The sequence below is a fragment of the Paenarthrobacter sp. NPDC090520 genome (genome assembly GCF_044769205.1).
GTDB lineage: Bacteria > Actinomycetota > Actinomycetes > Actinomycetales > Micrococcaceae > Arthrobacter.
Window position 1 is genome coordinate 121,967 of the sequence record NZ_JBIVXM010000010.1, and the last position, 26,059, is coordinate 148,025.

The following is a 26,059-nucleotide window of genomic DNA, read 5'->3' on the forward strand; positions in this document are numbered from 1 at the left end:
AACCGACTCTCCGCCACTTCTTCCCTGATGGTCTCTTCACGAGTGAAGCTAACCACAGCCGATGCACGGGCATTGCCATTCCAAGCTGTGGAGGAACTCAGTAGCCAACCTCCACTTCGAAATCGTCCTTGCGGTGGCCTGTCAGGTCCGCCGCTGCATCAGTGACGGCTTGCGGGATCTCCTTGAATTTCCGCACTACGACTTCAAGTTCCGGCATTTCCAATACTTGGAGTTCCAAGCGGCCATCAGTTGCTTTCCGAATTTTTACCGTGAGCCTCATGCTCCCCCTCCGGTTTTCGGTCAGGCTAGTCATTTGCCGATTAAGGTGCCAGTCAACCGGTCATAAAACACGCTGGCCGTGTCGGTGCCTTTGGTGAGTGTCCGCGTCCGGGGTCCGCTAAATACTTCCTAAGGCGCGGCGGATGGTTATTTCGCTGACGCCCAGGGCTTGGACGATGCGGCGGTAGGAGATTCTGTCTGCGCGCATGTGGCGGGCTTGTTCCAGGCGGTCAGGGGTCATCTTGGAGGGCCGTCCGCCTCGGCGGCCGCGTCGTGCAGCTGCGGCCAGTCCGTCCTTGGTTTTGCGGGAAATATCCCGACGCCGGTCCTCAGCCAGGGCAAGGGCAAGATCCAACAGGAACGAACGCTCAGTGTGTTCGCCTGCCGCAATGCCGTCCAGGATCTTCACGGCCACACCGCGCTGGAACAACTCGTTCAGTGTCAGCAGCCCGTCAAGCAGGTTTCGGGACAGCCGGTCCACCTCGATCACCGTAAGCATGTCCCCCGGCCGCAACTCATTCACGGCGGCCGTCAGCCCGGGGCGTTCGTCAACGGCGAGCTTGCCGCTGACCCGTTCCTCAAATACCCGCCAACAGATCGGGCCCAGCGCATCGTGTTGCCGCTGCGTCTCCTGCGCGTCGGTGCTTACGCGAACCAACCCAATCAGTGCCATAGCTTCCCTTTCCTCAATGGCACCAACCTAACCAGGAGAGACAAAAACCCGTGGGATGCAGTTTTGTCCGCACCCCACGGGTGTCTCACGTTTAAGTCGCACTTTCACCGGCGTGTCGCCAGCGTGTGACTGTTAGTTCAGAATGGCGGCTTTTCACAGCTCGGTTTGGCGGTTTTGACGTGCCGTTTGAGGATCGACTAGCGGGCCGCGCCACCGCCGCAGACTGCCGTGAACCTTCATTCGGGCACCTCCCCCGTCCGCCTTGTCGGATTTTGTGGAGTATTGAGGCAAAGGTCCGCCAAGTGGTGTCGTGCGTTGGTTCAACTCTGCTGCAAGGCAAGTTCGATCGAAACGAGCACGGTCGCCGCTTGCTGTCCGGCTGCTGCCTAAGAGTAATAGTTGGGGACCATTTGACTTGACTCTGATATTCGCCCTGCAAAGGTTGTGGGTGTGTCCACGTGGGACACCTATTCATAGGGGGATATAGGATGAACAGCACTCCACGTCGCTTTCTGACGTCGGTCGTCGCCGCTTTGGCTCTCGTCGCGGGATTCTTTTTCGTTGCGGCAGCGCCGGCACAGGCGCTTGAAGTCAAACAGCGGTACTACAACAACTGGTTCTACAGCGAAGCCACCTGTATGAGCCAAGGCAACAGGATGCTCCAATCACAGCCGGATTGGATAGGCTTCCAGTGCTATCGCGGCCCAGGCGATGACAAATGGTCAATGGACGCATTTATCGATGATGGTTTCGGCTGCATCGCTCCAACCACTTCAGAGAAGACCAGTGGACCTCGTACAGACGTATTGGTCGGCGCAGGTTCGAGCAAGGAACCGGCACCCCTATGCGGCTAGAGGACTCCTTAATACCGGTTAATTCCCTGGTCCACGCACAGGGTTGGCTCACCCAGGCAGATGAGCGCACCTGGTTCACGCACCGGGCACCCCAGCTTCCCGCGGGAGCAAAGGCGGGCATTGAAGTTCTCGAGGGTGTCCCTGCCGGCGCAAACGGAACCATCGTGCACGGCGAGCTGGACGCCCGGTGGGAACGAGAGGGTCTTGTTGTCACTTCCTGGCAAGAAAAGCCACCAAAACCGGATCCTATTACTGAAAGCGTTGTACAGCTGACCAAGCAGCTCAGCGCCCAGCGAAGGCCAAAGGAACGGGTCCTGAACCCTGCAGCCCAACAGGCAAGAGAGGAACTGATCCAGAGTCTCTTTGGTGAGGGAAAGGTTATTTCTCGTACAGTGCTCACTGTGCGCCCCGGGGAGAAGGTCACGGTGGTCGCTGCACAGGACCGCAATGAGGTGGAACATCTCCTCGGCTCCTACTTCGAGAGCGGCTATCTACTTGTGGTCACGGCTTCGTGGACCGCAGAAGACGTGTCGGCGGTCAGTAACGCGCTTGCGGGCCTTCCTGAAGGCCTGGTGATCTCCGTTGGACAAGGCATCAACGCCCGAGGTGAAAATCCGGTCAGAGCACAGCTTTTTGTTGCCAACAATGAATTCGAAACCATCCAACAACAGAGCCCACCTGGTCTACTTCTTGGAGATGTCTGGTTCCAGCAGTAGTAGGGTGGCCCCGCTCAAAACCGGGCGGGGCCACCCTACGATCCTTGAGGGCACATTTACAGGCCGGTTTTTGGGTGATCCGGACGGCGAAGGAAGGGATTTCCTTTCCCAAGGAGTGTGGCTCGACCATCCAGTCTGGACGCCTTATCCGGATGGATCCCGTCCTCACCTGTATGGGTCCGGCGCCCGGTAGAGGATCCTCTAGCGGACGCTCCGACGCTAGACAAAGAGCGAGCCATCTCGAGTGCGTGATCTCCTCCCACCATTCGGCTCGGGCAGAACGCCCGTCCGCGACGGCTCCGGCTCGCCGTTCAACTCTAAACAGCGGCCGGCACGGCGCCTCACTCCCCTTCAGGGCTAGGGAGCCGCGTCCACGACGGAGGTTTTCACTGAGGTCCAGCCAGCGGCCGTGTTGGCGGGAATCCCGGACTCATCGACAAGGAACATCGTGCGCTCCCCAATCATTTGGCCGTTGGCCGGATCGATGATGATGTCTTCGCGGAACTTTCCACCGGCCCAGTAGACGCCCAAGGCGACTCCCTGCCTCCCATCGAGGGTCGCTTGTTTGTCCGCGACGACGACACCGGGAATTAGAGTTGCCGCCTTGTACAGTGCGGCTCGCAAGTCAGCCGGAATAACACCGGTCCGAAGTGCCGAAGCTATCGAGGTCAGAGCCTCGCTCTCCGGCGACGGGCCTTTGCCCTTGGTCCTGTCGTAAATCAGATCCAGAAGTTCTCGCGGGTCACGCGGGAAGGAACTAATGGCCTCGACGAGGGGTGTCCCAAGGATCTGTTCAGGACTGCCGCCGTAGAAGGCACCGGCCTGGCCGCGGATAATACCCTCAAGCTGAGGGCCGTCGGAGTTCGGATTGCTCGGCCGGACGGTTTGTCGTTGGGCTTCTGCCCGGGATTCTTCGTTGAAGAACGTCGTCGGAATCCGTGGTTCACGGTTCCAGACCCATTCGCCGGAAATGTCAGCGGGGATGTAGACCTGACCACCCGTGCTATCGAGCCACGAGACAGCTGTGCCGTCTTCTCTTGCGATAGTTGAGGCGTAGACAGCCTTTGTATCCACTTTCAGGTACTGTCCGGGCCCTACGACCGGGTCGGAGGCCTGAATGGTCGCCAGGGCCGCATTGTTCAGGACTTCGGCAGCTTCGGCCGTAGCTCCGGGTGTGGGCCTGACAACATCGGCCACGACAATTCCACCTACGAGCACGGCAGCGGCTGCTGACGCCAGCAGGACACGACGCCGGAAACGGACCTGCCTGACGTTGCTTTCTGCCAGGATTTCTCCCCGGGCCGACGTCGCGGGTGCCTGGCCGATTCTGGCCATGACTCTTTCCCTGCCACGGGCCAAGGTCGCCGGCGGTGCCGAGCCGATGTCGCTACGCATTTCGCGGAGCAGCTGCAAGTCGTCCATGGTCCTTCTCCGTTTCATCAAGTGTCAGGTTGAGCTGGGTTCGAAGTGCGCGGCGGGCACGGTTCAGGCGAGACCGCACAGTGCCAACGGGAATGTCCATCGCCAGGGCGATGCCCTCATAGGTCAGGTCAGCCCACGCGTATAGCAGCAGCGTTTCACGATCGATGGCAGCCATGCCCTTGAGGGTCTTGGCGATGCGCCCGGCGGCAACGGCGGCATCGACTTGGGCGGCTATCCGGTCCGTCTCGTCTGCCATTGCCTCCCGGGACGAAGCCCTCGCCGCGTGTCTCAGTACTGTCGCTTCGGCACGGCGGTGGCGTCGGAGCAGATTGGTGGTGATCCCGAACAGCCAGGGCCGGGCATCCTCCCGGGCGAGGTCGTAGCTTTCAACTTGTTCCCATGCGACCAGAAAGGTTTCGGATGTAACGTCGTCAGCGACGAAGTCGCCTACCCTTCTGGCTGCAAATCTATAAATGATGGACGCGTGTCTGTCGTACAACTCCCCGAAAGCTTCGGGGCTGTCCCGAGACCGCCTGATGATGTCGTTATCTGTGCTCACACTATGTATTGCCCGCTGGCCGCAAAAGGGTTCACGGAGAGGCCTTCCCGATGTCGAATCGATTACACCGAAGAGTACTTCGCCCAGGCCGCACCCGGCGAAGAAGTCCATATCGGACACTATGAGGCGTGCGGAGAGCCACCGGCTTACGGGCGCCGCTTCTACTGCTGAACGAGCGTGAGAGCAGAGTCGACTGTGGACTCAACCGCCTCGCGGTGTGCGTCGGTTGAGTGTTCAAGAAGTGACTGGATCGCTTGGACCAGTGCTACGAGCTCGGGCGTTTGTAGCGTTGTGAAGCGTCTCATGGAAGTGGCGAGTGATTCAGTGACGAGGACGCCTACCTGATCTCCGTAGGCACCCGAGTGAGACCCGTGCGTAGCCGCGTAGCTTCCTCCGATAGAGATGTCCCCCAAGAGCGCCAGCAAGGGTACGCGGATCGAGTCTGGGACATCACCAACGGCAACTGCTGCGATAAAGGGAACTGCAAAGGCGGTTGCTTCATAGACCGTGCCTTGGAGAGAGCGGGCTCCCTGCCAGGCTTTCGGCCAATGAGTGCGAGGCCTGGATGCGGGCGTTGTTTGGCAATTCATGGATGCCGCATGTCTACTCGTGCGACTGCGCCACGGGCCCGGCGAGCTCGAACGTGGTGTCCTACCGCGTGTACCTGGATGGCTTGCAACGGCCTTCGCCCAAGCCCCTGGAGGTTCTGGCCGAAGGGTGCCGGCCCTTGGCCTTATAGTGTCTCCTCCGGCTGGGTAAGAGCCTGCGGCCAGGGTTCCGGCTACCTGTCGATTGAGGCGGCCCCGTGCCCCCACGGCCGCCCGTTCCGGCTCAGTCGATCCGCTGGCGGCCCAAGCGGGCGTAGATGTCGGGTCGCTTGGTCCGCAGGAAAAAGGCATAGACGATGCCGCCGAAGAAAAGCGCGAATGTGAAGGTCATGAAGATCAGGGTCAGGACCGCCGATCCGCCGATGAGCTCCGGGTAGTTGGCAATGGCCAGGTAGGTGATGGCCCCAAGGAACAAAACGCTGATGATGGGTGCAACGATGGTTTTCCACACCGATTCCGGCGCAAACCCTCGGCGGCGGATGAAGTACACCAGGACGGCGAAGCTCGTGATGAACATCAGGAGCAGCACAGCGAAGGTTCCGCTGCCGCTGGCGATCGGATAGAGCACCTCGGGGGCAACGCCGAGGACCGTGAACAACACGATTGCGGCCGCCCAGACGAGGCCCACGGCCAATGCCGAGACGTACGGCGACTTGTGCTTCGGGTGGACGCGTCCCAGGAACCTGGGGAGGGCGCGGTCTGAAGCAAGGGCAAAACTGTACCTTGCGGCAATGTTCTGGATGGACAGCATGCACGCCAGGACTGACGTAATGAGCAGGATGACGGCGACGTCGGCAAAGATCCGTCCCACGAGGCCCACGAGCGCGTCATTGAAGAGGTTGACGGTGTTGCTGGAGGCCTCGGCCTGGATTCCGTCCGCACCAAAGAAGGCGATGAAAGCCCACGCTGCCACTGCATAGAAGATACCGATGCCCACGACGGCAAGATACGTGGCCCGGGAGATGGTCTTGTCCGGGTTCTTGACCTCGTCCCGGTAGATCACCGTTGCCTCGAAACCGAAGAAGTTGCCTACTGCGAAAAGGAGCGCCAGGCCCAGTGTTGCGTCGGTGATCGAAGGCAGCGCGAAGCCCACTCCCTGCACCGCTTCCAGTCCGTTGGCCGAGAAGGACGCCACATCGAACACGACAATGACGGCCACTTCGAGCAGCATGACTATAGTGAGCAGCTTGGCTGAAAGATCAATGCGGTTGTAGGCGAGCAGCGTGGTGACGGCCGTAATGGCCAGCGCGTACCAGTACCAGGGGATGTCGGGTCCTCCCAGGGTGTTGACCACGAAGCCCTGAAGCGTCACGCCAAAGAAGGTCGGCGCGAAGAAGCCAATGAAGATATAGCCGAAGAGGGCGAGGAAGGCGCCTCCAAGGCCGGCCGGCTTGCCCAGTCCCGCCGTGACGAAGGAGTAGAAGCCACCAGGACCCTGGACGCTTCGGCTCATCTTGACGAATCCCACGGAGAAGATCAGCAGCATGAGCGTGACCAGCAAATAAATGGCCGGCGCTGTCTGCCCACTGAACATCAGCAGGACTGGAAGGGTTCCCGCTACCGTGGCCAGGGGTGAGGAGAAGGCGAGCACGTTCATCACGAGCTCTCCGACTCCCATGTTGCCGCTGAGCCGGTTCTCCTGGGTCTGACGCGACACCTTTGGTGCGTCAAGGGTGGTGTTATTCATGTAATCCTCATCACTGAATATTGAGTTCCACATCACAGTAGCGACGGGGTAGGGAAGGGCTGTGTGCCATGTTGGGACAGCGCCATGTTGGGACAGCGCCGGCTACGTACCGGCGCGGCTTACGGCGCCGACGTCGAGCAAGGAACGGGACAGCGCCACCCCGTGGTCCGCCAGGCTTTCCAGCTGGGCAGCCGTGCCGTCCCAGGCGGACCAATGGGCAGCGCCGTCGAGCAGCGTAAAAATGGCCTGAATGGTTTGGTGGCCTACCGCCAACCCCATCTCCTCCGCCGCGGCCGCATACATCTGCTCGTGCAGGTTCTGCCAATAGACCAACTCATGACGCAGGCCTTCACCCAGGAAGCCCGCCACCCTGTCCGAGGCAACCAGCAGGTTCCAGAGCTCCGCCTCGGGCCTGCTTACCTGCTGGGCAACATGGAAGCGGACAAGGGCCGCCCAAGAGTCATCCGCGCAGGGAATATGCTGAACGGCTTCCAGAAGCTCGCGGGCGAATCCATGGGTAAACCAGAGAAGCGACTCGGCAACAATCTGGTCCTTGCCCTGCGGAAAACTGGAGTAGAGGCTCGGCGCCTTGAGTCCCAACTCGCGGCCGAGCGTGCGCATGCTCACCGAGTTGTAACCGTTCGTGGCGGCCAGCCGAAGGAAAGCCAGAAGAATCCGTTTCCGGGCGGGCGTCTGCGACGACCAGTCACGTTTCGACAGGAACTCCTGGACAGCAGCGTTCGCCTGCTCACGCGGAGATGGACTCATTTCATCCTCAAAGGGTGGTAACAGAATGAGTCTAACTAACAGTCGTTAGCTTGAGAAGACCTCAGCCACACCGAGTCGCCTCGCCCAATGAGGCAGTCGGCAAAACGCTTCCCTACCCGGCCCACTACGAGCTCGTCCGTGTATCCATCGCAGCTTGTGAGGGTGACGCCAAGGGCCGAGAGCGTGAGGGAACCCTGGGGCACTGTCTTGACGCGCCTCCCCGCATAGCCCATCTGGTGCCAGTCGCTCCCCCACGGCACTTCGATCAGGGCGGAGGCCGCAGGGGCCGAAAACCACCTGACCGTGTGCTTGGTCCGGCACAGGCGCCTGATCAACGTTCGCGGTGGCATGGCCAGAAGCAGGCACGCCGTCGCCAGGTCCGGCCCCGCCGAACCGCCGAAGTCGACGGGAATCACGAGGGTTGATGGCGGGTCATCCCCCGGCGCCGAGCCTGCCGGGGACGCGGCTGCCATCCCTCCGGATTCATGCCTGGCCATCTCTGCCTCCTGGAATGAAGAAGCGGCCGCAGCGCCTGAACACAGTGCCAGGGAACAAGCGCTACGGACCGCAGATTATGGGTGTCAGGAGCCAGGCGTCGGCCAGGGCGAGGCGTCGCTGGTATCGCGGCCTTCTGCCATGTCCTGAAGGAGGCGGTGAACAAGTTTCCCGGAGCGCTTCAGCTGAAGGTCGGTCCGTTCGCCGAGATCGGTTTCGTTGAAGTGTGCCGACGCCCGCAGCCACTCGACGTGCCGTCCGTGTGCGAGCTTCTTGTTCATCATCGAGATCAACTCTCAAAGTAGGTGGGGTTATTGGGTTACTTCCAGCATCCGTCCCGGGACCCTGGCCCAACCGTGTCAGTTTGGGACACGGTTGGGCCACCTTCTGGACACAGCCCGCGACGGCCGCAAGTCAGCCCAGGCTGATGCCCGCAGCGGCGATAAATACACCGCTCGCCGCAACCAGGAAGGCCGCCGCTCCCAGAGGAACCGCATGGACGCCGCGGAAGCTGGCGGTGGACCGGGCTTCACGGGACGACCCCGCGAAATGCCCGCCCGCCAAACGCAGTCCGGCCGCTGCGAGGATGAGGAAAATACCGAGGTACACCATTTAGTCCTCCGTCCACTTGGCGCTCAGCGGATCCAGGGCAATCGCCAGATGCTTGCTGGAGCGCTCGGGATCAATCTGCGAGACCTGCATGGCGCAGCTGAACCCATCGGTGAGCACCAGCCCGTCACCGCTCTCCAGCGCCGGCACCATGGAGTGTTCAGCCACCTTCATGGACATGTCGAAGTGCTCGGCCTCAAAACCGAAGTTTCCGGCCACTCCACAGCACGACGACGATTCCACGAGGTTCGGCACGCCCCATGCCTCCAGGACCCGTTTCTGGGCACCCGAACCAAACACGGCGTGCTCGTGGCAGTGGGTTTGCAGGACGGCGGTTTCGGGTGGAACGGCGGATGGCCTCCAGCCACGCTTGATCGCCTCGTCAACTGCCACGGAGAACGAGCGGACCCTGGCAGCCACCCGCGCGGCCGCCGCCCCGCCCACCATCTTGGGCCCCTCGTCGCGGATGGTTGCCGCGCAGCTCGGTTCCAGCACAACAATGTCCCGGTCCGTGCCGTCGTCGAGCCTGCTGATCAACCGGGCCAAGCGGCGCCGGGCACCGTCGCGCTGTCCGGTGGAGATCCACGTCAGCCCGCAGCAGGCGTCCGGCGTGCAGCCCACGGAGCTCCCCGAGTCGCGCAGCACCCGGGCGGCGGCCGGGACCACCTCGGGACGGAAGGCTCGGGTGAAACTGTCGATGAACAGGAGGACGTCCGCGTTGTCCGTGAACTGCGCTTCCCGTACCCGCCGCCGGATGCGGCCCGACGGCGCGAAGTCCGGCAGCCGCCGTCGTGCGCTGACGCCCAGCTTTTCACCCACCCAACGGAACGGACGGAAGCCGGTCCCCGCGTTGGCGAGGGGTGCGATGCGCGTCAACAGCGGCAGCCACCGCGGCAGCCACCCGATCGAATAATGCGTAAAGGGCCGGAACTTGCCGCGGTAGTGCTCATCCACCAGCTCCGACTTGGCTTCAGCGATGTCCACCCCCGTGGGACAGTCGGCCGAGCAGGCCTTGCAGGAAAGGCACAGATCCAGCGCTTCCCGCACCTCGGGGCTGGACCAGCCGCCGTGGCTGGTGCCTTTGGTGCGGGTCAGTTCCTGCAGGACACGGGCCCGGCCCCGCGTCGAGTCCTTCTCGTCCTTCGTGGCGCGGTAGCTGGGACACATGAAACCGCCGGTGGTCGCCCGGCAGCGGCCCACGCCGATGCACGCGTGGGTGTTGCCGACGAACGGGCTCACCACCGGGAGCAGGCTGCGGTTTTCGGAAGAAAGTACGACGGCGGCACCCGGCGCCGTGGAAGGCTCACCGTGCGCGGGCCCCGGCAGGGGCACGCCTTCGAGAGCCAGCGAGGCAGCGAAGGGCTCGGGGTCCACGATGATTCCCGGGTTCAGGATTCCGGCAGGATCCCAAAGGTGTTTGAACGCTTTGAAGATGCCCACCATCGCGGGCGAATACATCACGTCCAGCAGTTCGCTGCGTGCCCGGCCGTCCCCGTGTTCCCCGGAAAGCGAGCCGCCGTGAGCCACCACGAGGGCCGCTGCTTCGCGGGTGAAGTTCTCAAAGGACTCCCGGCCAGCATCGCTTCGGAGGTCGTAATCCAGGCGCATGTGGACGCAGCCCGCACCGAAGTGCCCGTACATGAAGGCCGTGTAGCCGTATTTCTCCACGAGTGGCAGCAGTTCCGCGAGGTAGTCCGCCAAGCGCTCGGGAGCGACCGCGGAGTCCTCCCAGCCGGGCCAGGTCTGGACTCCGTCGATCCTGCGCGAGGAAAGTCCTGCGCCATCTTCGCGGACCCGCCACAGTTTGGCCCGTTCTGCCGGCTCGGTAACGATCGCGTGGTCCACCACGCGGCCATCGGCTGTGAGTTTCTCCAGCAGCCGGTCGCACTCAGCCGCGGCTTCTTCGATGCTGTCCGCCGGGAACTCAACCATCAGGAACGCCTTGCCCTGCGGGAGGGAGTCCACACTGGCGGCACCCCGGCGGTGGCGCATGATGTCCACGATCGAGGCGTCCAGGCCCTCGATGGCGCTGGGCTTGGCAGCAAGGATGGTCATCACATCGCGGGCAGAGTCGATGGTGTTTGCATAGCCAAGGCACAGGAGTGCCGTGGTCCGGGGCTTCGGCACCAATCCCACTTTGGCCCGGACCACCAGGGCGCACGTGCCTTCGCTGCCCGCCAAGGCGGCCGCCACATCAAGGCCGTTCTCCGGCAGGAGGTGCCCCAGGTGGTAGCCGGAGACCTGCCGGGGAATGTTCCCCAGCTCAACCCGCAGCGGGGCCAGGTTGGCTTGGGCCAACTCCTTCAGGCCCGCCAGCAGTTCCGCGGCCTTGGCGACGGAGTGCTGGTCACCCGCGTCCACGGCCCGGAGAAAGTCGCGTCCCGCATGCAGGTGCGCTCCGTCCGCCGTCACGAGTTCCACTTCCTGCACGTGCTGGGTCATGCGCCCGTAGGCCACTGAGTGGTTTCCGCAGGCGTCGTTGCCGATGGAGCCGCCAATGGTGGCCCGGGTCATGGATGAAGGGTCCGGGGCAAAGGTCAACTCCCCGCCGCTCGCCTTCTCGACGTAGGAGCGCAGTTCGCCAAGGATGACGCCGGCGTCCGCCCAGACCGCCGCCTTGCCGCCGTCGAGCTCTCCCACTGAGGTAAGGCGGCGCGAAAGGTCGATCACCAAGGATTGGCCGATTGCGTTGCCTGCCATGGACGTTCCGCCGCCGCGTGCGGTGACCGGGACGCCAAGCGTGGAACAGGCGCGCAACACTTTCCTGACGTCCTTGATGCTTGCCGGAAAGGCGACGGCGGCTGGCCGGACACGGTAGTTGGAAGCATCGTAGGAGTATTCGGAGAGCCGTCGCGGAGAGTCATCCACCTCGATGCCCTGCGCGCGCAAGGCGGCAAGCAACTGCTCTGCTTTCGTGTCTCCATCGTCACCGTGGGGCATGTTTGCCGTCTCCAATTCGTAGTGGTCCGCTGGAAGTTTAGGCAGGACGGCACCCCGGCGGAGTGTGCCAAAACAGAACGGGCACAGCGGAGGGATCCGCTGTGCCCGTTCCTTGGTTCGGAGTGGTTACTTCAGGAACTCGGACAGGTTGTCCTTGGTGATGAGCGTGAACGGCAGCGTGTAGCGGTTGTCCACGTTTCCACCGTTGAGGAAGTCGGTGACCACCTCAACGGCCTTGACGCCCTGGCCCGCAGAGTCCTGGCGGACGGTAGCTGACATGGTGCCACCCTTGATGTCCTGCAGCGCCGGCTCGGTGCCGTCGACGCCCACCACGGCCTTGAACTCGGCAGTGCGGCCCGCGTCGGCAATGGCGGAGGCGGCACCAATGGCCATCTCGTCATTGTTGGCAACAACCGCGTCAATCTGGCCGGACGGGAAGCGCTGGAGGGTGTCCTCCATGTTGCGCTTGGCGTCATCGCGGCTGCCCTTGGCCTGGAATTCCGCCACGATCTTGAAGTTCTTGTTGATGGTCTTGTCGAAGCCGGACTTGCGGCGATCGGTCCACGAGGCACCGTAAATGCCAGCTGCGAACACGAGGTTGCCGCCGTTGGGCATCAGCTTGTTGAGGTATTCGGCCTGCATCTGGCCTGCCACCGTGTCATCCACGCCGATGTAGCTCTTGTAGCCCACATCCGAGCCCTCGGCGAACTCGGTGGACAGGATGAACAGAGGGATGTTGGCCGCAATGACCCGCTTGGCCGCGTTCTGGCTGGCATCGCCATCCAGGGGCTGCATGATCACGGCATCCACCTGGCGGGTGAGGAGGTCCTCAACCTGGTTCAGTTCGCTGCCAACATCCTTCTTGGAGTCGGTGATGTTGAGCTTGACGCCCTTTTCATCCGCCGTCTTCTTCATGGCGTCGGTCATGTGGGCCAGGTCCGGGTCCTGCAGGTCAAGGACCACAACGCCGATGTTGTAGGTCTTGGCCGCCCCGCCGCTGCTGGTCGCGTTACTGCTTCCCGCGCAGCCGGTGAGGGTCAGTGCCCCCGCTGCCATCATGGCGACCGCCGCGGCGATCTTACGTCGCATACCCATGGTTGTTCCTTTCAGTGGTTTTGTCTGTGCGTTGGGAGATTGTTGTTGCGTGTGTTTTGGTTAGTCCGACTTCCAGCGGTTCAGCAGGACGGCGAGCACCAGGATCACGCCCTGGACGCCTTGCTGGAAGTAGGAGGAAACGCCCATCAGGTTCATGCCGTTCATCACCACGCCCAACAGGAGCACGCCGATGACGGTTCCGCGGATGGTGCCGACGCCACCAAAGAGGCTCGTTCCGCCAATCACGACGGCGGCAATCACCTGGAGTTCGTAACCGGTACCTGCCACCGGCGCGGCGCCGTCCAGACGGGCTGTGAGAACCAGGCCACCCAGGGCGGCGGTAACGCCACCGATGAGGTAGACCATGAAGAGCACCCGGCCTGTTGAGATGCCAACCTTCTTGGCAGATTCCTCATTGCCACCCACGGCGTAGACGTGCGAACCGAACTTGGTACGGCTCAGTACGAACTCGCAGATGATGGCAGCCACCAGGAAGATGATGACCGGAACGGGGACCGGGCCTATGAACCCGGATCCCAACCACTCGGCCGGACCGCTCAGGCCGGAGACCACTTGGCCATCAGTGATCACGAGCGCCGCCGTGCGGGCTATGGCCATGGTGGCCAGCGTTGCCAGGAAGGGAAGGATGGCTCCCCAGACCACCATTGCTGCGCTGAGGAAACCGACCAGGAGGCCGACGCCAAGGCCGGCGACCAGCGGCAGCCAGAAGGCTCCGCCACTGGCGGGGGCCAGCAGGGCGAAGGTCATGCCGGCCAGGCCTACTACCGATCCCACGGACAGGTCGATTCCTGCCGTGATCATGATGAAGGTCATTCCCAACGCGATCAGCCCGATGATCGAGGACTGCCTGACCACGTTCACGATGTTGTTCAGCGTGAGGAAGTTCGGGGCCGCTGCGGCGAGGAAGACGAGGATCACCACGAACAGGATGATGATGCCGTAGTCCCCGATGAACCGCTTGACCTTGGTGGCGGTGAGGCCTTCCTTAAGGTCGGCGGGACCCAGCTTGGTCTTGAGGTTGTCCATGGTGATGCTCATGAGCCGCTCCCGTTGGTGGTACCGCGTGCGGAGAAGGCATCAACGGTTTCCATGGATGAAGTGCTTCCGATCTTGCGGCGGTCCTCGGGAATGCCGCTGCCGTGGTCGACGTAGTCGTCCAAGGTGCCGTGGGAAATCAGGTGGGCCACCTGGGCCTCGGAGACCTCGCCCACGCGGAAGCGTCCCACTACCTGCCCTTGGCGCATGACGGCGAAGCGGTCCGCCACTGCGAAGGCTTCGTCGAGGCGGTGCGTAATGATGATGACCGCGATGCCCAGGTCCTTGAGTCGCTGGGTGACCTCGATGAGCTTGTCCACCTTGGCCACCGACAGGTTCGCGGTGGGCTCGTCCATGATGATCAAGCGGGCGTCGAAGGCCAGCGCGCGTCCGATCGCCACAGCCTGCCGCTGGCCGCCGGAGAGTCGCTTCACCTTGAGCCGCGGGTTGATGGGAATGTCCAGGCGCTCCAGCACGCGCTTGGTCTCGGATTCCATCTTCTTCCTGTCGATGATCCTCAACAGCGGACCCAGGATGTTCTTCTGGGGCTCGCGGCCCAGGAAGATGTTGGTCCGGACATCCAGGTTGTCGGCCAGGGCGAAGTCCTGGTAGACCATCTCGACACCCTGGTCCCGGGATGCCGATGGGGTGGGGAACGCAGTGGCCTTCCCGTCCAGCTCGATCGAGCCCCGATCGGGCTGGTAGACGCCCGTCAGAACTTTCATGAGCGTTGATTTGCCGGCGGCGTTGTCTCCAAGAAGAGCGAAGGTTTCGCCGGGCATGACATCGATGCTGACTCCGCGCAGAGCGGACACCGCCCCGAATGTCTTGTGTATGTCCTTTAGGGCGACCAGTGGAGTTGTCGCCGGTGGTGCGTCGGTCATCTCATCCTCGTTTGATAGGGCCATGCAAATGAACCGGTGAAACACCTTTGGCGATGGACCATCAAACAACGTTGTTCGACTTTGCAGAATCCGGGGTCATTCAAGAAAGCCCCATAACTGCGTGACCTCCGCCACACTGTTTCACTTACTTGAACTTTGACGGATGGGATAACCCGGTATGTGTGCCACTTTGGAACACGGACCCGCCGGAATTGTTGCTGCGGGAAACAAATTCTTTGCTGATAAGCCGATAAGTCGTTAAGCCCTTAAAAGGACAAAGCCCGGCCCGGGCACGGATTGTTGCGAAAGAATCCGTGCCCAAACCGGGCAGTCAACGGGCTACGCGGACAGCTCCACGGCTATGGCAGCTCCGGTCCGGGCAGACTTCTCCGCCGCGTCGGCCAGGATCAAGGCAGCACGGCCGTCCTCGAAGCCGGGGCTCCGGGAGGGAAGGCCGCGGACCGCGCGGAGGAACTCGGCGACTTCCAGCCGGTACGCCTCCGCGTAGCGTTCCAGGAAGAAGTTCTGGTACGGGCCTGCCCCCTCCACGGACCGGGCACCCCAATGCCGCACCAGGCTGTCGTTCTTGTTGGCCACCTGGAGCAGGCCGGTGGATCCGAAGGCCTCGATGCGCTGGTCGTAGCCATACGCGGAATGCCTGGAGTTGAAGATGGTCACGAGTTCGTCCTTGGAACCCCGGAGGGTGACCACAGTGGAATCGAAGTCGCCCGCCTGCCGGATACCGTCGCTGAAGACGTTGGCGCCCTGGGCCGAGACCTCCACGATGTCCGGAAGGAAGTAGCGGGCCATATCCAGGTCATGGATGGTCATGTCCCGGAAGATTCCGCCGGACTGGGGCAGATAGGCCGCAGGGGGCTCTCCTGGATCCCGGCTGGTGATGATCAGTTGTTCCAGGGCACCGATCTCACCGGCCCCCACACGCCGCCTGAGCTCCACGAAGTGCCTGTCGAAGCGTTTGTTGAAGCCCAGGGCGATCGGTACATCCGTAGCAGCCGCCTTGGCCCGGAGGGCGTCGACGCGCCCGATCTCCAGGTCGATGGGCTTCTCGCACAGCACCGGGATGCCGGCGTCGATCGACTGTTCGATCAAGTCCACGTGGGTGGCCGTCGGCGAAGCGACAATGACGGCATCGACTTCCCCGGAGGCAAACACTTCCTCCGGATCGTCGCTCACGCGGCCTCCGAACTCGGCGGCCGTTTGCTTGGCACCCTCAATGAAGGGGTCGCACACCCAGGCCAACGTTGCTTCGTCGAGTGTTGCAAGGCTCATGGCATGCACTTGACCGATCCTGCCGGTCCCGAACAGGCCAACCCTGATCTGTTGCGTCATTGCAGGTCTCCAGATGTTGAGGTGGTTTATTGCTCGATCTTCTGCCGGCCCAGGCGCGCATAAACATCCGGGCGCCTCGAGCGCAGGAAATAGGCGTAGATAATTCCGCCAATGAACAAGGCGAAAGTGAAGGTCATGAAAATGGCCGTCATGACCATGGAGCCGCCGATCAGCTCAGGGTAATTCGCGATTGCCAAGTAGGTGATCAGGCCAAGGAAGATCACGCTGACTATCGGCGCCACAATGGTCTTCCATACGGATTCCGGAGCGAAACTGCGGCGGCGGACAAAGTACACCAGCACGGCGAAGCTTGTGATGAACATCAGGAGCAGGACAGAGAACGTGCCGCTGCCACTGGCGATCGGGTAAAGGGCCTCGGGAGCAACTCCCACCAGAGTGAACACCACGGTGGCCACAGCCCAGACAAGGCCCACGCCCACTGCCGAAATGTAAGGGGACTTATGCCGCGGGTGCACCCGGCCCAGGGCCTTCGGAAGCGCGCCGTCAGCGGCAAGCGAGAAACTGTACCGCGCAGCGATGTTCTGGATGGAAAGCATGGAAGCCAGGATGGAGGTGATGAGCAGGACCACACCGATGTCCGCGAAGATCTTGCCCACCAAGGCAATCGCGCCGTCGTTGAACAGGTTCACGGTATTCGCCTTGGCTTCTTCCTGGACGTTGTCCGCTCCCAGGAAGGCCGTGTATGCCCACGCCGCAACCGCGTAGAACAGACCAATGCCGACGACGGCCAAGTAGGTTGCCCGGGGAATGGTCCGGTCCGGATTCTTGACCTCGTCGCGGTAAATGACTGTCGCTTCGAAGCCGAAGAAGTTGCCAACAGCGAAGAGCAGCGCGAGGCCCAATCCGGCGTCGGTTATCCACGGCATGGAGAATCCGACCCCTTGGGAAACGTCACCGGAAGCGAACGCGGCGACGTCGAAGATGATGACCACGGCGGATTCGAGCAGCATGACGACCGTCAGTACTTTCGCGGACAAGTCGATGCGGTTGTAGGCCAGCAGGGTGGTGACGGCAATGATGCCAAGCCCGTACCAGTACCACGGGATGTCCGGGCCGCCCAGGGTGTTTACCACGAAGCTCTGCAGCGTCAGGGCAAACAGGGACGGCGCAAAGAAGCCGATGAAGACATACCCCACCAGGGCCAGGAGGGCCCCGCCAAGACCCGCAGGCTTTCCAAGGCCCGCTGTGACGAAGGAGTAGAAGCCGCCGGGCGCTTCGACACTCCGGCTCATCTTGACGAAGCCTACCGAGAAGATCAGCAGCATCAACGTCACCAGGAGGTAGATTCCGGGAGCGGTGTGGCCGCTGAACAGGAGCATCACAGGCAGGGTGCCTGCAACGGTGGTCAGCGGGGACGAGAAGGCGAGCACGTTCATCACGAGCTCGCCCACCCCCATGTTGCCGCTGAGCTTGTGTTCCTGGGTCTGGGTAGGCGCTATCGGCTTCCCTTTTGTTGAGCTAGACATGTAATCCTCGTCACGAAATTTAGAGTGCTGAATCACACTACCGACGCGGATTGTGGGAGCACTGTACCAGCTTGGGACACCGTATTTGGAGCGGTTCCGCCCAGCTTTTTCAGGTCGACGACGTCGTTCAGCGGCTGGCCCGTTTTCCACTGCTGGAGGTTCTTCGCGAAGCAGTCCACCACACGGCCCCGCCATCCAATCAGGTCCCCGGACGCATGGGGCGAGACCAGGATGTTGCTGCGGCTCCACAGCGGATTTTCGGCCGCCAAGGGCTCGTTCTCGAAGACATCCAAGGCCGCAGCGCCCAGGTGCCCCGCATCGACCGCATCGAGCAGGTCCTGCTCCACCACCACGGCCCCACGGCCCACGTTGACCAGGCGGGCACCCGGACGCATCTTGTCGAAGCGGGCCGCGTTGAACAGCCCACGGGTTTCCTCGGTGAGCGGGACCGTGAGCACCACGTCCTGGGCCTCGCCGAGGAGCACATCCAGCTCGTCGAAAGAAGCAATCGCTCCGAGCTGGGCGTCGTCCCGGGCAGACCGCCCTACGACGGTCACATCCATTCCCGCAGCACGCAGCAGCAGCACAGTTTCGCGTCCCACCGGACCCGGTCCTACCACCAGCACCTTGCGGCCCAGCAGCGGCTCGGTCTCCCGGTGCTGCCACGCCCGGGCCTGCTGCAGCTCGATGGTGCGGCGCAGGTCCTTGGTGAACATCAGCAGCACGCCCAGGACCCACTCGGCGATGGGGCGTTCACAGACACCCCGCGAGTTGCTTACCACGATGTCGCTGTTGATGATCTCCTGGGTCATGAGGCTGTCCACGCCGATGCTGGAGGTGTGGATCCACCGCAACTCCCCGGGTCCCACCTCGCGCAGCAGCTTGGTGCGGAAGTCGTTGAGGAACAGGATCTCCGTTCCAGGCAGCGCGGCACGGAACTCTTCCGCCGTCCGGACCACCACCACGTCGGCGTCATCCTTCAGGCGCTCTACGGGAGGCACCGGACGGCCCTCTTGGACTATTGCAATTACCTTGGGTCGTGACACGCTTACTTCCTCCTGGTTGGTCGTCTTCGTCATTGCGGCCTCCTACCAGCCGCCTTGCCAGCCACTCATCAGGCCGTAGGGCAGCCGCTGGGGCTCCTCATCCGGCAGGCCCTTGAGGAAGTCGAAGTCGCAGCCTTCGTGCGCTTGGTTGACGTGGTCGATGAACAATCGTCCATAGCCACGCCGGTACTTGGGCTCGGGCAGCTTGAGCTCCGCAAGCCTGGCCTCGATTTCTTCCTCTGGGAGGTCCAGGTCCAGCCGCTGGTTCTCGACATCCAGCACGATCGGATCGCCGTCGCGGACGATCGCCAGCGGACCACCTACCGCGGCCTCGGGCGAGACATGTAGCACGGTTGTGCCAAATGCGGTGCCGCTCATGCGGGCGTCGGAGATGCGCACAATGTCGCGGATGCCGCGGCGCAGCAACTTCTCCGGGATGGGCAGCATGCCCCACTCCGGCATGCCGGGCGCGCCGACCGGACCGCTGTTGCGGAGCACCAGGACCGAGTCCTCGGTGATGTCCAGGTCCGGATCGTCGATCCGCCGTCCGAGATCGTAAATGTCGTCAAAGACAATTGCCGAGCCCTTGTGCTGCAGCAGGTCCTTGGAGGCGGCGCTGCGCTTGATCACGGCACCGTTGGGGGCCAGGGAACCACGCACGACGGCGATGCCGCCGGAGGCGTCAAAGGGCGTCTCGAGTTTACTGACGACGACGCCATCCGGCTCGGGTGCGTTACGGTAGCCCTTTTCGAGGGACTCACCGGTGACCGTGATTGCATCCTTGTTCAAGAGTGGTGTCAGTTCCTTGAGAACGGTGGAGATGCCGCCCACCTGGAACAATTGCTGCACCAGGTACTCACCGGACGGGCGGACGTTGACGATCCGCGGGGTGCGCTGGGAGATTTCATGGAAACGATCCAGCTGCAGTTCGTAGCCAACCCTCCGCGCCAATGCCAGAAGGTGGACCACGGCGTTAGTCGAGCCACCCACGGCCATGAGGAGCGTGATGGCGTTGTCGAACGCTTCCTTGGTCAGGATTTCGCTGGGCTTCGGGCCCGACACGGCCATTTCCACCGCCCGGCGGCCTGTGGCTTCCGCTGCCTGCCCGCGGCGTGAATCGACGGCGGGAATGGACGCAGTGCCGGGAAGGCACATGCCCAGCGCTTCAACGAGCGACGTCATGGTGGAGGCCGTGCCCATTTCGCTGCAGTGTCCGGCAGAGGGCTTGGCCGCGGATTCGAGCTCGTCAAAGTCGGCCTCGGTAATCTTGCCTGCACGCAGCTCGTCCGCGTACTTCCACGTGTCCGTGCCAACGCCCAGCTGCTTGCCCCGGAAGTGCGCCGGCTCCTGGGGGCCGCCGGTGAGCATGATGGTGGGAATATCGGCGCTGGCGGCGCCCATGAGCTGGGCAGGAACCGTCTTGTCGCAGCCGCCCAGCAGCACGATCGCATCCAGCGGGTAGGCCCGGATGGATTCTTCCACGTCCATGGCCATCAGGTTGCGGAACTGCATGGCGGAGGGCTTCATGAGGCTCTCGCCCAGGGAGATGGTGGGGAACTCCAGTGGCAAACCCCCGGCCATCAGGACGCCGCGCTTCACGGCCTCGGCCAGCAGCTTGAAATGGATGTTGCAGTTGACCAGCTCCGACCACGAGTTGGCGATGCCGATCACCGGCCGGTCCTTGATGGCGAAGCGTGAGAAGCCTTCGGCCTGGATGGCGGTGCGGTGCACGAATCCCGTGAGGTCATGCGGCGCGAACCAGCGTGCGCTGCGGAGATCGTTGTAATTCGACTCGGACATATCCTTCAAAGCTCCTTGGTTTGTGCTCGTTGTAAAGACGTGGGTGAGGCCAGCTACGCGGCGGACGTGCCGCCGTCGAACGCCATGCTGGTGCCGGTGGCGAAGGTGCCTTCGACCGCCAGGAAGTAGATGGCTGCCGCCACCTCCTCCGGATCGGCGAGGCGGTTGAGCGGCACGGTGCTTTCCTTCTGCTGGAGGGCCAGGACGGGGTCTGGTTCGAACTCAAGTCCTGACCGCAACATGGGGGTATCGATAGGGCCCGGGCACACTGCATTGACGCGGACATCGGGCGCCAGTTCCACGGCCAGCGCCTTGGTGAGTCCCACGACGCCGGCTTTAGCGGCGCAGTAGTGGGCCAGCCCGGCGACGCCCATGGTGGCGAGGTCCGACGCGACGTTGACGATTGCCCCTCCCCCGGACCGGCGCAGGTGGAGCCCCGCCTCCCGGGCGACGTAGAACGTACCGGAGAGGTTGGTGTCCAGGACCTCGCGCCAGCGGCGCTCGTCCAGGTCTTCGAGCGGCGCGTAGCCGGCAACCCCCGCGGCGTTGATGGCCACGTCGAGCCCGCCGAGGGAATGGATCGCTCCCCGGACACCGTTCCGGACCGATTCGGCGTCGGCGACGTCGGCAACCACCTGGTGTGCACCGCCGTCGATCTCCTCCGCAACCCGTTGCAGCTCTCCGGCGCGGCGACCCAAAAGAGCCACCCGCGCACCCCGCGCTGCGAAGAGTTTTGCGGTCGCTTCTCCGACGCCGGACGTCGCGCCTGTGACGAGCACCCGCAGGGGTTCCGTTCGATTCCACGTGCTGCGGTCCATCATCGTCGACGGGCTCCTCTTTCTTGGCGTTACTGGACTAGTACGTTCTACTCAAACAGCCGGAGGCCTTCGCCGGATGTCTCAGATTGAGACACAGCGCACACTCCTGGCGTCCATAGGCTGATCCGCAGATGCCGCCTTTCTGTGCGGCACAGCACCGCCGGAGAGCGGCACAAACTAAGGAGTCCACTTTGGAAGACCAGAACCGCATTGGCGTTGGCCTCATCTCGGTGGGGTGGATGGGGCGCCTGCATTCCCGCGCCTACCTCGCCACCAAGCAGTTCTTCCCCGAACTGCCGCGCCACCCCGAGCTTGTGATCGCCGCAGACCCCGACGACGCCGGCCGTCACCACGCCGAGGACGCGCTCGGTTACAAGGAAACGGCCACCGATTACAGGAAGGTGCTGGAGAACCCGGACGTCGACGTCGTCTCCATCTGCTCCCCCAACTTCCTGCACCACGAAATCGCCCTGGCCACCATCGAAGCCGGCAAGCATTTCTGGATCGAGAAGCCCATGGGCCGCAGTGCCCGGGAATCCAGGGAGATCGCCCAGGGCGCCGAAGCTGCCGGGCTGATTACCTCGGTGGGCTTCAACTACCGGCACACCCCGGCCATCGCCGAGGCACGACGGTTGATCCGTTCCGGGGCGCTGGGCAAGGTGACCAACGTGCAGATCCGCCTGCTGACCAGCTACGCCTCGGACCCGACCCAAGTGTTCACCTGGCGCTACGAGCAGGCCCGCGCTGGTTCCGGCGTCCTGGGCGACATCCTGAGCCACGGTTTCGACCTGGCCCAGTTCCTGGTTGGCCGCATTACCTCGGTCAACGCGGTCACGGAAACCTTCATCAAGGAACGTCCACTGCCGGCCGGAACGTCGTCGAACTCCTTCGACAAGGGTGAAGCTTCGGATGTGACCCGTGAGGTGGAGAACGAGGACTACACGGCCATGCTTGCCCGGTTCGAGGGTGGTGCAGTGGGCATGTTTGAGACAACGCGCGTGGCGATCGGCCCGCACGCCGAATACATTGTGGAGGTTTACGGCACGGAAGGATCCGTCCGCTGGAACTTCGAGCGGATGAACCAGCTGGAGGTCGCCACGGACCGCAGCGGGTACCGGACCATCATGACGCCGCCGTCCTACGGTGAGTTCGGGCGCTTCCAGCCGAATGCCGGCCCCGGGATTGGGTTCAACGATCTGAAGACGATTGAGGCTGCGCTGTTCCTGCGCTCCGTCGCCGAAGGCAAGCAGCTCGGCCCCTCTGTGGCCGATGGTTGGTCGGCATCGGAGCTGGTTGATGCCTCGCTGCGCAGCGCAGACTCTTCAGCTTGGGTGGAGGTCCCGGCAGTCACAGGGATCACCACGTACGGAGCCTAGGTTCCTGGGACAAAGAAGGAGGCCGGATCAGAGTGATCCGGCCTCCTTGTGTATCAGGACCTACTTCGCGAAGCGGAACAGCTTCTTGTTGGCGAATTCCAGCATGCCCACCTTGCCCAGTTCGCGGCCGTACCCGGACTTCTTGACGCCACCGAACGGCACGTCAGCACCGCTGAGGTCGTAGGCACCCACGAACACCATGCCGACGTCGAGCTGGTTACCGACGCGCTCGGCGCGCTCAACGTCGTCGCAAATCACTACCGAACCCAGGCCGTACGGCGAGGAGTTGGCCAGCTTGATCGCTTCGGCGTCACTGCTGACCTTGTACAGCTGCGCAACGGGGCCAAAGAGCTCCTCGCTGTAGACGTCCATGGCCGGCGTGATGTTGGTGATCACGGTGGGGGTGAACACATTGCCCTGTGGCTCGTTGTTGCCCACCAGGATCTCGGCGCCCTGATCCAGCGCGCCTTGTACCTGGGAAGCCAGGAACCTGGTGGCCGAATCCGAGGACATCGGACCGAAGTCGCCGTTCTCGTAGGACTGGCCGGCGATGGCAGCCTTGAACTTCTCCGAGAACTCGTCGAAGTACTTGTCCAGCACCACGATCCTCTTGGAACCGTTGCACGACTGGCCAGTGTTGCCCATGCGGCCCATGACGGCCTTCTTCACCGCAAGGTCCACATTGTCCGTATCGAGCACCAGGAACACGTCAGCGCCGCCAAGCTCCAGGACGCACTTCTTCAGCGCGCGTCCGGCCTGCTCAGCCACGATCGCTCCCACCTGCTCGGAGCCGGTCAGCGAGACACCCTGGACGCGGTCGTCCGCGATCATGGTGGAGATCTGCTGGTGTGTGGCGAAGAGGTTGACGTAGGCGCCCTCCGGGAAGCCTGCATCGCGGAACAGTTCCTCCAACGCCAGCGCCGACTCCGGGCACTGGCTGGCGTGCCGGACGATCACCGTGTTGCCCAGGATGATGTTGGGAATCGCGAACCGGGCCACCTGGTAGTACGGGTAGTTCCACGGCATGATGCCAAGGATCACGCCGAGGCCCTGGTAGCGGAAGAAGCTCCGCAACCCGTCGGCTACCTCCAGTTGCTCATCGGCCAACCATTCTTCGGCGTGCTCGGCGAAGGCGGCAGCGATGGAGCCGGAGAACTCGGCCTCGCCGGCGGCCTGCTGCAACGGCTTGCCCATCTCGCGGTTGATGATGGCGGCGAGCTTGTCCTTGCGCTCAACGAACAGCTCCGCGAGGCGTTTGGCCATGGCCGCGCGCTCGGCGACTGTGGTGGTGCGGGACCACTCCTGGTAGGCCTGTTGTGCGGCGCTGAGCCCGGCTTCCACCTCTGCGTCGGTGGCTGCAGGGTACTCGGCGTGGATGGTTCCGGTGGCCGGATCAGTAACGGCAAATGCGCTCATGATGAATGCTCCTTGGTCTATTAATCCCGTAAAAGAGACGGGCGGGACCGCTGGATGGAGCGGTCCCGCCCGGTGCGCTTAGCGCGTTTCAGGTGCGGTGGTGGCAGCGTAGAAGCGCTGGCGCTCACGGCCCTTGAGGTGCTTTGCAGCACCCTCCAAGGTGGCCGGCCGCTCCGAGGTCATCGGAGCTCCGACGTCCCAGAAAGCGCCGTTGCCGGACAGGTAGCGCCACGGCTCCACCCGGGCGACGATCACTGCGGGACCCTCGGCTTCCTGCGCCTCGGCGAGGGCGGCAGAGAACTCCTCGACCGTCGTCGTGGACCAGGCTGCGCAGCCCATGCTGGCCGCGTTGGCGGCGATGTCGAACTCGAGTACCGCCCCGTCCAAGCGGCCGGACTCCTTGCTGCGTTCCCGGTACTGTGTGCCGAATTCGCGGCCCGGACCGCCCTTGGCAACCTGCAGCGGCCAAATGCACTGGTGGCCGCGGTTGTCGATGACGATCGTGATGATCTTCTTGCGTTCCTGGACGGCCGTGACCAGTTCAGTGGGTTGCATGAAGTAGGTGCCGTCACCAATCAGGACGTACACCTCGCCGGGCGCGTCATCGCGGGCAATCCGGTAACCCAGGCCTGCGGGGATTTCGTGGCCCATGCAGGAGTTGGCGTACTCGAAGTGGATCTCGGTGCCGTTGGACGGGTCCCAGGCCTTGTGGATGCCTTCGACCACACCGCCGGAACCAAGGATCAGGGCGTCGTCGCTGGTGGTGCGTTTGTTGAGGACGTCGATCACCTGCGCCTGACTCATCAGTTCGCCGGCGAAATCCTGGAGGTCGTGCTTGCGCACTTCCAGCGTGGCCTTGCGTGCGTCCGCGATGTCACTGCGGAACTCGTCCGACGTCGAGTATCCGACGGCGGCGAGCCGCTCCCCCAGGGCGGCCAGGTTAAGCTTGGCGTCGCCGATCACCGGGAACGAGCCCATCTTGTGGGCGTCGAACGAGCCCACGTTGAGGTTCACGAATTTCACGTCCGGGTTCTGGAACAGCGAGTGCGAGGCAGTGATGAAGTCCTGCAGGCGCGAGCCCACGGTGATGACGCAGTCGGCACCATCGGCGATCTCGTTGGCGCCCACGGTTCCGGTCACGCCCAGCGCACCGAGGTTGAGGTCGGTGAGGGGCCCACTGCCCTTGCCCGCGTAGGTCTCGGAGACCGGGATGCCGAACTCGGAGCTGAACCGTGCCAGTTCTTCCTGCGCCTTGGAGTAGCGGACGCCGCCACCGGCGATCAACAGCGGGCGCTTGGCGTTGCGGATGATTTCTGCGGCGTCGCGGAGCTCGTCCTCAACAGCCGGACGACGGCGGATATGCCAGACGCGCGGGGTGAAGAAGGACTCCGGGAAGTCGAACTCCGTACCCTGGATGTCCTGCGGCAGGCAAACCACCACGGCGCCGGTTTCCACGGGGTCGGTGAGGACGCGCATGGCCTCCGGGAGCGTGGACAGCAACTGCGCAGGGTGCGTGATGCGGTCGAAGTAGCGGCTCACCGGACGGAAGCAGTCGTTGGCGGACACGTCGCGTTCCACCGGGTGCTCGATCTGCTGCAGCACCGGGTCACCGAACCGGTTGTTGATGATGTCGGCCGGGAAAAGCAGCACGGGGAGGCGGTTGGTAGTGGCCGTGGCGGCACCGGAGACCATGTTGGTGGATCCCGGGCCGGCGGAGGCCGTGCAAGCCAGGGTGGCGGCACGGTTGGAGGCCTTGGCGAAGCCGATGGCCGCATGGACCATGGATTGCTCGTTCTTGCCCTGGTAGTGCGGGAAGTCCACGCCGTACTCGTCGATGCCCTGGGCCAGGCCCACGGAGTTGCCGTGCCCGAAGATGCCGTACATGCCGGCGATCAGGCGGCGTTGTTCGCCGTCGAGTTCGCTGTACTGGACCTGCAAATACTCGATGATCGCTTGTGCGACAGTGCGGCGGCGGACGGCCTTTTTATCGGCTGCGATATTGACCTCGGTGCCGATATCAGCAGCGGCTGTGCTAGTCATGCGTTCTCCTAAATTCGTAGGTGCGTCGGCATTTGCAAACCGATTCGCCCGAACATCAGGTTTTCACCGGGGAGAGGCAAA

22 protein-coding genes are annotated in these 26,059 nt (G+C 63.1%); 3 read left to right on the forward strand and 19 right to left on the reverse strand.

Annotated elements, in window-relative coordinates; all coding sequences use genetic code 11:
• Positions 1-397: 397 nt before the first annotated feature.
• Positions 398-952 (reverse strand): recombinase family protein, encoded by a 555-nt coding sequence (locus ACIQTZ_RS14110; protein WP_402946716.1) that lies wholly within the window; start codon positions 950-952, stop codon positions 398-400.
• Positions 953-1,440: 488 nt separating this feature from the next.
• Between ACIQTZ_RS14110 and ACIQTZ_RS14115 the strand changes: the two genes are divergently transcribed.
• Both ACIQTZ_RS14115 and ACIQTZ_RS14120 read left to right on the forward strand, forming a co-directional pair.
• On the forward strand, positions 1,441-1,806 hold the full coding sequence (locus ACIQTZ_RS14115) for a hypothetical protein (RefSeq protein WP_402946714.1): 366 nt from the start codon (positions 1,441-1,443) through the stop codon (positions 1,804-1,806).
• Positions 1,797-2,522, forward strand: a complete 726-nt coding sequence (locus tag ACIQTZ_RS14120) for a hypothetical protein (RefSeq protein ID WP_402981743.1) — start codon at positions 1,797-1,799, stop codon at positions 2,520-2,522. The genes ACIQTZ_RS14115 and ACIQTZ_RS14120 overlap by 10 nt, the downstream gene beginning before the upstream one ends.
• Positions 2,523-2,879: 357 nt before the next feature.
• On the opposite strand, the gene ACIQTZ_RS14125 is transcribed toward ACIQTZ_RS14120, so the two are convergent.
• The 16 genes from ACIQTZ_RS14125 to ACIQTZ_RS14200 all read right to left on the reverse strand — a co-directional run bounded on the left by ACIQTZ_RS14125 (position 2,880) and on the right by ACIQTZ_RS14200 (position 21,149).
• A complete protein-coding gene (locus ACIQTZ_RS14125) occupies positions 2,880-3,944 on the reverse strand; it encodes a CU044_5270 family protein (RefSeq protein ID WP_402946710.1) in 1,065 nt (354 codons plus the stop codon).
• Entirely contained in the window at positions 3,910-4,503 is a 594-nt protein-coding gene (locus tag ACIQTZ_RS14130) for an RNA polymerase sigma factor (RefSeq protein ID WP_402981745.1), read from the reverse strand. The genes ACIQTZ_RS14125 and ACIQTZ_RS14130 overlap by 35 nt, the downstream gene beginning before the upstream one ends.
• An 831-nt stretch (positions 4,504-5,334) precedes the next feature.
• Positions 5,335-6,798 (reverse strand): APC family permease, encoded by a 1,464-nt coding sequence (locus ACIQTZ_RS14135; RefSeq protein ID WP_402946706.1) that lies wholly within the window; start codon positions 6,796-6,798, stop codon positions 5,335-5,337.
• A gap of 102 nt (positions 6,799-6,900) precedes the next feature.
• Entirely contained in the window at positions 6,901-7,566 is a 666-nt protein-coding gene (locus tag ACIQTZ_RS14140) for a TetR/AcrR family transcriptional regulator (protein ID WP_402946704.1), read from the reverse strand.
• Between the two features lie 35 nt (positions 7,567-7,601).
• Positions 7,602-8,063, reverse strand: coding sequence for a hypothetical protein (locus tag ACIQTZ_RS14145; protein ID WP_402946702.1), 462 nt, complete (start codon positions 8,061-8,063; stop codon positions 7,602-7,604).
• An 84-nt stretch (positions 8,064-8,147) separates the two neighbouring features.
• The gene (locus ACIQTZ_RS14150; protein ID WP_144663148.1) at positions 8,148-8,345 is read right to left on the reverse strand and encodes a hypothetical protein; all 198 of its coding nucleotides are present in this window, start codon (positions 8,343-8,345) and stop codon (positions 8,148-8,150) included.
• Positions 8,346-8,475: 130 nt separating this feature from the next.
• Positions 8,476-8,673 carry a hypothetical protein gene (locus ACIQTZ_RS14155; RefSeq protein WP_402946700.1) on the reverse strand — a complete coding sequence of 66 codons (198 nt, stop codon included), beginning with the start codon at positions 8,671-8,673 and terminating at the stop codon, positions 8,476-8,478.
• A complete protein-coding gene (locus ACIQTZ_RS14160; protein WP_402981747.1) occupies positions 8,674-11,610 on the reverse strand; it encodes an FAD-binding and (Fe-S)-binding domain-containing protein in 2,937 nt (978 codons plus the stop codon).
• A gap of 126 nt (positions 11,611-11,736) precedes the next feature.
• Complete coding sequence (locus ACIQTZ_RS14165) at positions 11,737-12,705, reverse strand: sugar ABC transporter substrate-binding protein (RefSeq protein WP_402946696.1); 969 nt, start codon at positions 12,703-12,705, stop codon at positions 11,737-11,739.
• Positions 12,706-12,765: 60 nt separating this feature from the next.
• Positions 12,766-13,764: an ABC transporter permease gene (locus ACIQTZ_RS14170; RefSeq protein ID WP_402981749.1), complete on the reverse strand. Its 999-nt coding sequence runs from the start codon at positions 13,762-13,764 to the stop codon at positions 12,766-12,768.
• Positions 13,761-14,576 carry an ATP-binding cassette domain-containing protein gene (locus ACIQTZ_RS14175; RefSeq protein WP_402981751.1) on the reverse strand — a complete coding sequence of 272 codons (816 nt, stop codon included), beginning with the start codon at positions 14,574-14,576 and terminating at the stop codon, positions 13,761-13,763. Before ACIQTZ_RS14175 ends, ACIQTZ_RS14170 begins: the two co-directional genes overlap by 4 nt.
• A gap of 408 nt (positions 14,577-14,984) precedes the next feature.
• Complete coding sequence (iolG, locus tag ACIQTZ_RS14180) at positions 14,985-15,995, reverse strand: inositol 2-dehydrogenase (RefSeq protein WP_402981753.1); 1,011 nt, start codon at positions 15,993-15,995, stop codon at positions 14,985-14,987.
• A gap of 26 nt (positions 15,996-16,021) precedes the next feature.
• A complete protein-coding gene (locus tag ACIQTZ_RS14185; protein WP_402981755.1) occupies positions 16,022-17,482 on the reverse strand; it encodes an APC family permease in 1,461 nt (486 codons plus the stop codon).
• A gap of 32 nt (positions 17,483-17,514) precedes the next feature.
• Positions 17,515-18,561, reverse strand: coding sequence for a D-2-hydroxyacid dehydrogenase (locus tag ACIQTZ_RS14190; RefSeq protein WP_402981757.1), 1,047 nt, complete (start codon positions 18,559-18,561; stop codon positions 17,515-17,517).
• A gap of 9 nt (positions 18,562-18,570) precedes the next feature.
• On the reverse strand, positions 18,571-20,328 hold the full coding sequence (locus ACIQTZ_RS14195) for an IlvD/Edd family dehydratase (RefSeq protein WP_402981759.1): 1,758 nt from the start codon (positions 20,326-20,328) through the stop codon (positions 18,571-18,573).
• Positions 20,329-20,381: 53 nt separating this feature from the next.
• Complete coding sequence (locus ACIQTZ_RS14200; protein WP_402981761.1) at positions 20,382-21,149, reverse strand: SDR family NAD(P)-dependent oxidoreductase; 768 nt, start codon at positions 21,147-21,149, stop codon at positions 20,382-20,384.
• 188 nt (positions 21,150-21,337) lie between these two features.
• On the opposite strand from ACIQTZ_RS14200, the gene ACIQTZ_RS14205 reads away from it, so the two are divergent.
• On the forward strand, positions 21,338-22,522 hold the full coding sequence (locus tag ACIQTZ_RS14205) for a Gfo/Idh/MocA family protein (protein ID WP_402981763.1): 1,185 nt from the start codon (positions 21,338-21,340) through the stop codon (positions 22,520-22,522).
• A gap of 60 nt (positions 22,523-22,582) precedes the next feature.
• On the opposite strand, the gene ACIQTZ_RS14210 is transcribed toward ACIQTZ_RS14205, so the two are convergent.
• The gene (locus tag ACIQTZ_RS14210) at positions 22,583-23,938 is read right to left on the reverse strand and encodes an aldehyde dehydrogenase family protein (RefSeq protein ID WP_402981765.1); all 1,356 of its coding nucleotides are present in this window, start codon (positions 23,936-23,938) and stop codon (positions 22,583-22,585) included.
• A 78-nt stretch (positions 23,939-24,016) separates the two neighbouring features.
• Positions 24,017-25,978: a 3D-(3,5/4)-trihydroxycyclohexane-1,2-dione acylhydrolase (decyclizing) gene (iolD, locus tag ACIQTZ_RS14215; protein ID WP_402981767.1), complete on the reverse strand. Its 1,962-nt coding sequence runs from the start codon at positions 25,976-25,978 to the stop codon at positions 24,017-24,019.
• Positions 25,979-26,059: the final 81 nt, after the last annotated feature.

Bases quoted from the DNA above. Each gene is read 5' to 3' on its own strand.
- ACIQTZ_RS14110 (WP_402946716.1), bottom strand. From the start codon at position 952: ATGGCACTGATTGGGTTGGTTCGCGTAAGCACCGACGCGCAGGAGACG.
- ACIQTZ_RS14115 (WP_402946714.1), top strand. From the start codon at position 1,441: ATGAACAGCACTCCACGTCGCTTTCTGACGTCGGTCGTCGCCGCTTTG.
- ACIQTZ_RS14120 (WP_402981743.1), top strand. From the start codon at position 1,797: ATGCGGCTAGAGGACTCCTTAATACCGGTTAATTCCCTGGTCCACGCA.
- ACIQTZ_RS14125 (WP_402946710.1), bottom strand. From the start codon at position 3,944: ATGGACGACTTGCAGCTGCTCCGCGAAATGCGTAGCGACATCGGCTCG.
- ACIQTZ_RS14135 (WP_402946706.1), bottom strand. From the start codon at position 6,798: ATGAATAACACCACCCTTGACGCACCAAAGGTGTCGCGTCAGACCCAG.
- ACIQTZ_RS14140 (WP_402946704.1), bottom strand. From the start codon at position 7,566: ATGAGTCCATCTCCGCGTGAGCAGGCGAACGCTGCTGTCCAGGAGTTC.
- ACIQTZ_RS14145 (WP_402946702.1), bottom strand. From the start codon at position 8,063: ATGGCCAGGCATGAATCCGGAGGGATGGCAGCCGCGTCCCCGGCAGGC.
- ACIQTZ_RS14150 (WP_144663148.1), bottom strand. From the start codon at position 8,345: ATGATGAACAAGAAGCTCGCACACGGACGGCACGTCGAGTGGCTGCGG.
- ACIQTZ_RS14155 (WP_402946700.1), bottom strand. From the start codon at position 8,673: ATGGTGTACCTCGGTATTTTCCTCATCCTCGCAGCGGCCGGACTGCGT.
- ACIQTZ_RS14160 (WP_402981747.1), bottom strand. From the start codon at position 11,610: ATGCCCCACGGTGACGATGGAGACACGAAAGCAGAGCAGTTGCTTGCC.
- ACIQTZ_RS14165 (WP_402946696.1), bottom strand. From the start codon at position 12,705: ATGGGTATGCGACGTAAGATCGCCGCGGCGGTCGCCATGATGGCAGCG.
- ACIQTZ_RS14170 (WP_402981749.1), bottom strand. From the start codon at position 13,764: ATGAGCATCACCATGGACAACCTCAAGACCAAGCTGGGTCCCGCCGAC.
- iolG (WP_402981753.1), bottom strand. From the start codon at position 15,995: ATGACGCAACAGATCAGGGTTGGCCTGTTCGGGACCGGCAGGATCGGT.
- ACIQTZ_RS14185 (WP_402981755.1), bottom strand. From the start codon at position 17,482: ATGTCTAGCTCAACAAAAGGGAAGCCGATAGCGCCTACCCAGACCCAG.
- ACIQTZ_RS14190 (WP_402981757.1), bottom strand. From the start codon at position 18,561: ATGACGAAGACGACCAACCAGGAGGAAGTAAGCGTGTCACGACCCAAG.
- ACIQTZ_RS14195 (WP_402981759.1), bottom strand. From the start codon at position 20,328: ATGTCCGAGTCGAATTACAACGATCTCCGCAGCGCACGCTGGTTCGCG.
- ACIQTZ_RS14200 (WP_402981761.1), bottom strand. From the start codon at position 21,149: ATGATGGACCGCAGCACGTGGAATCGAACGGAACCCCTGCGGGTGCTC.
- ACIQTZ_RS14210 (WP_402981765.1), bottom strand. From the start codon at position 23,938: ATGAGCGCATTTGCCGTTACTGATCCGGCCACCGGAACCATCCACGCC.
- iolD (WP_402981767.1), bottom strand. From the start codon at position 25,978: ATGACTAGCACAGCCGCTGCTGATATCGGCACCGAGGTCAATATCGCA.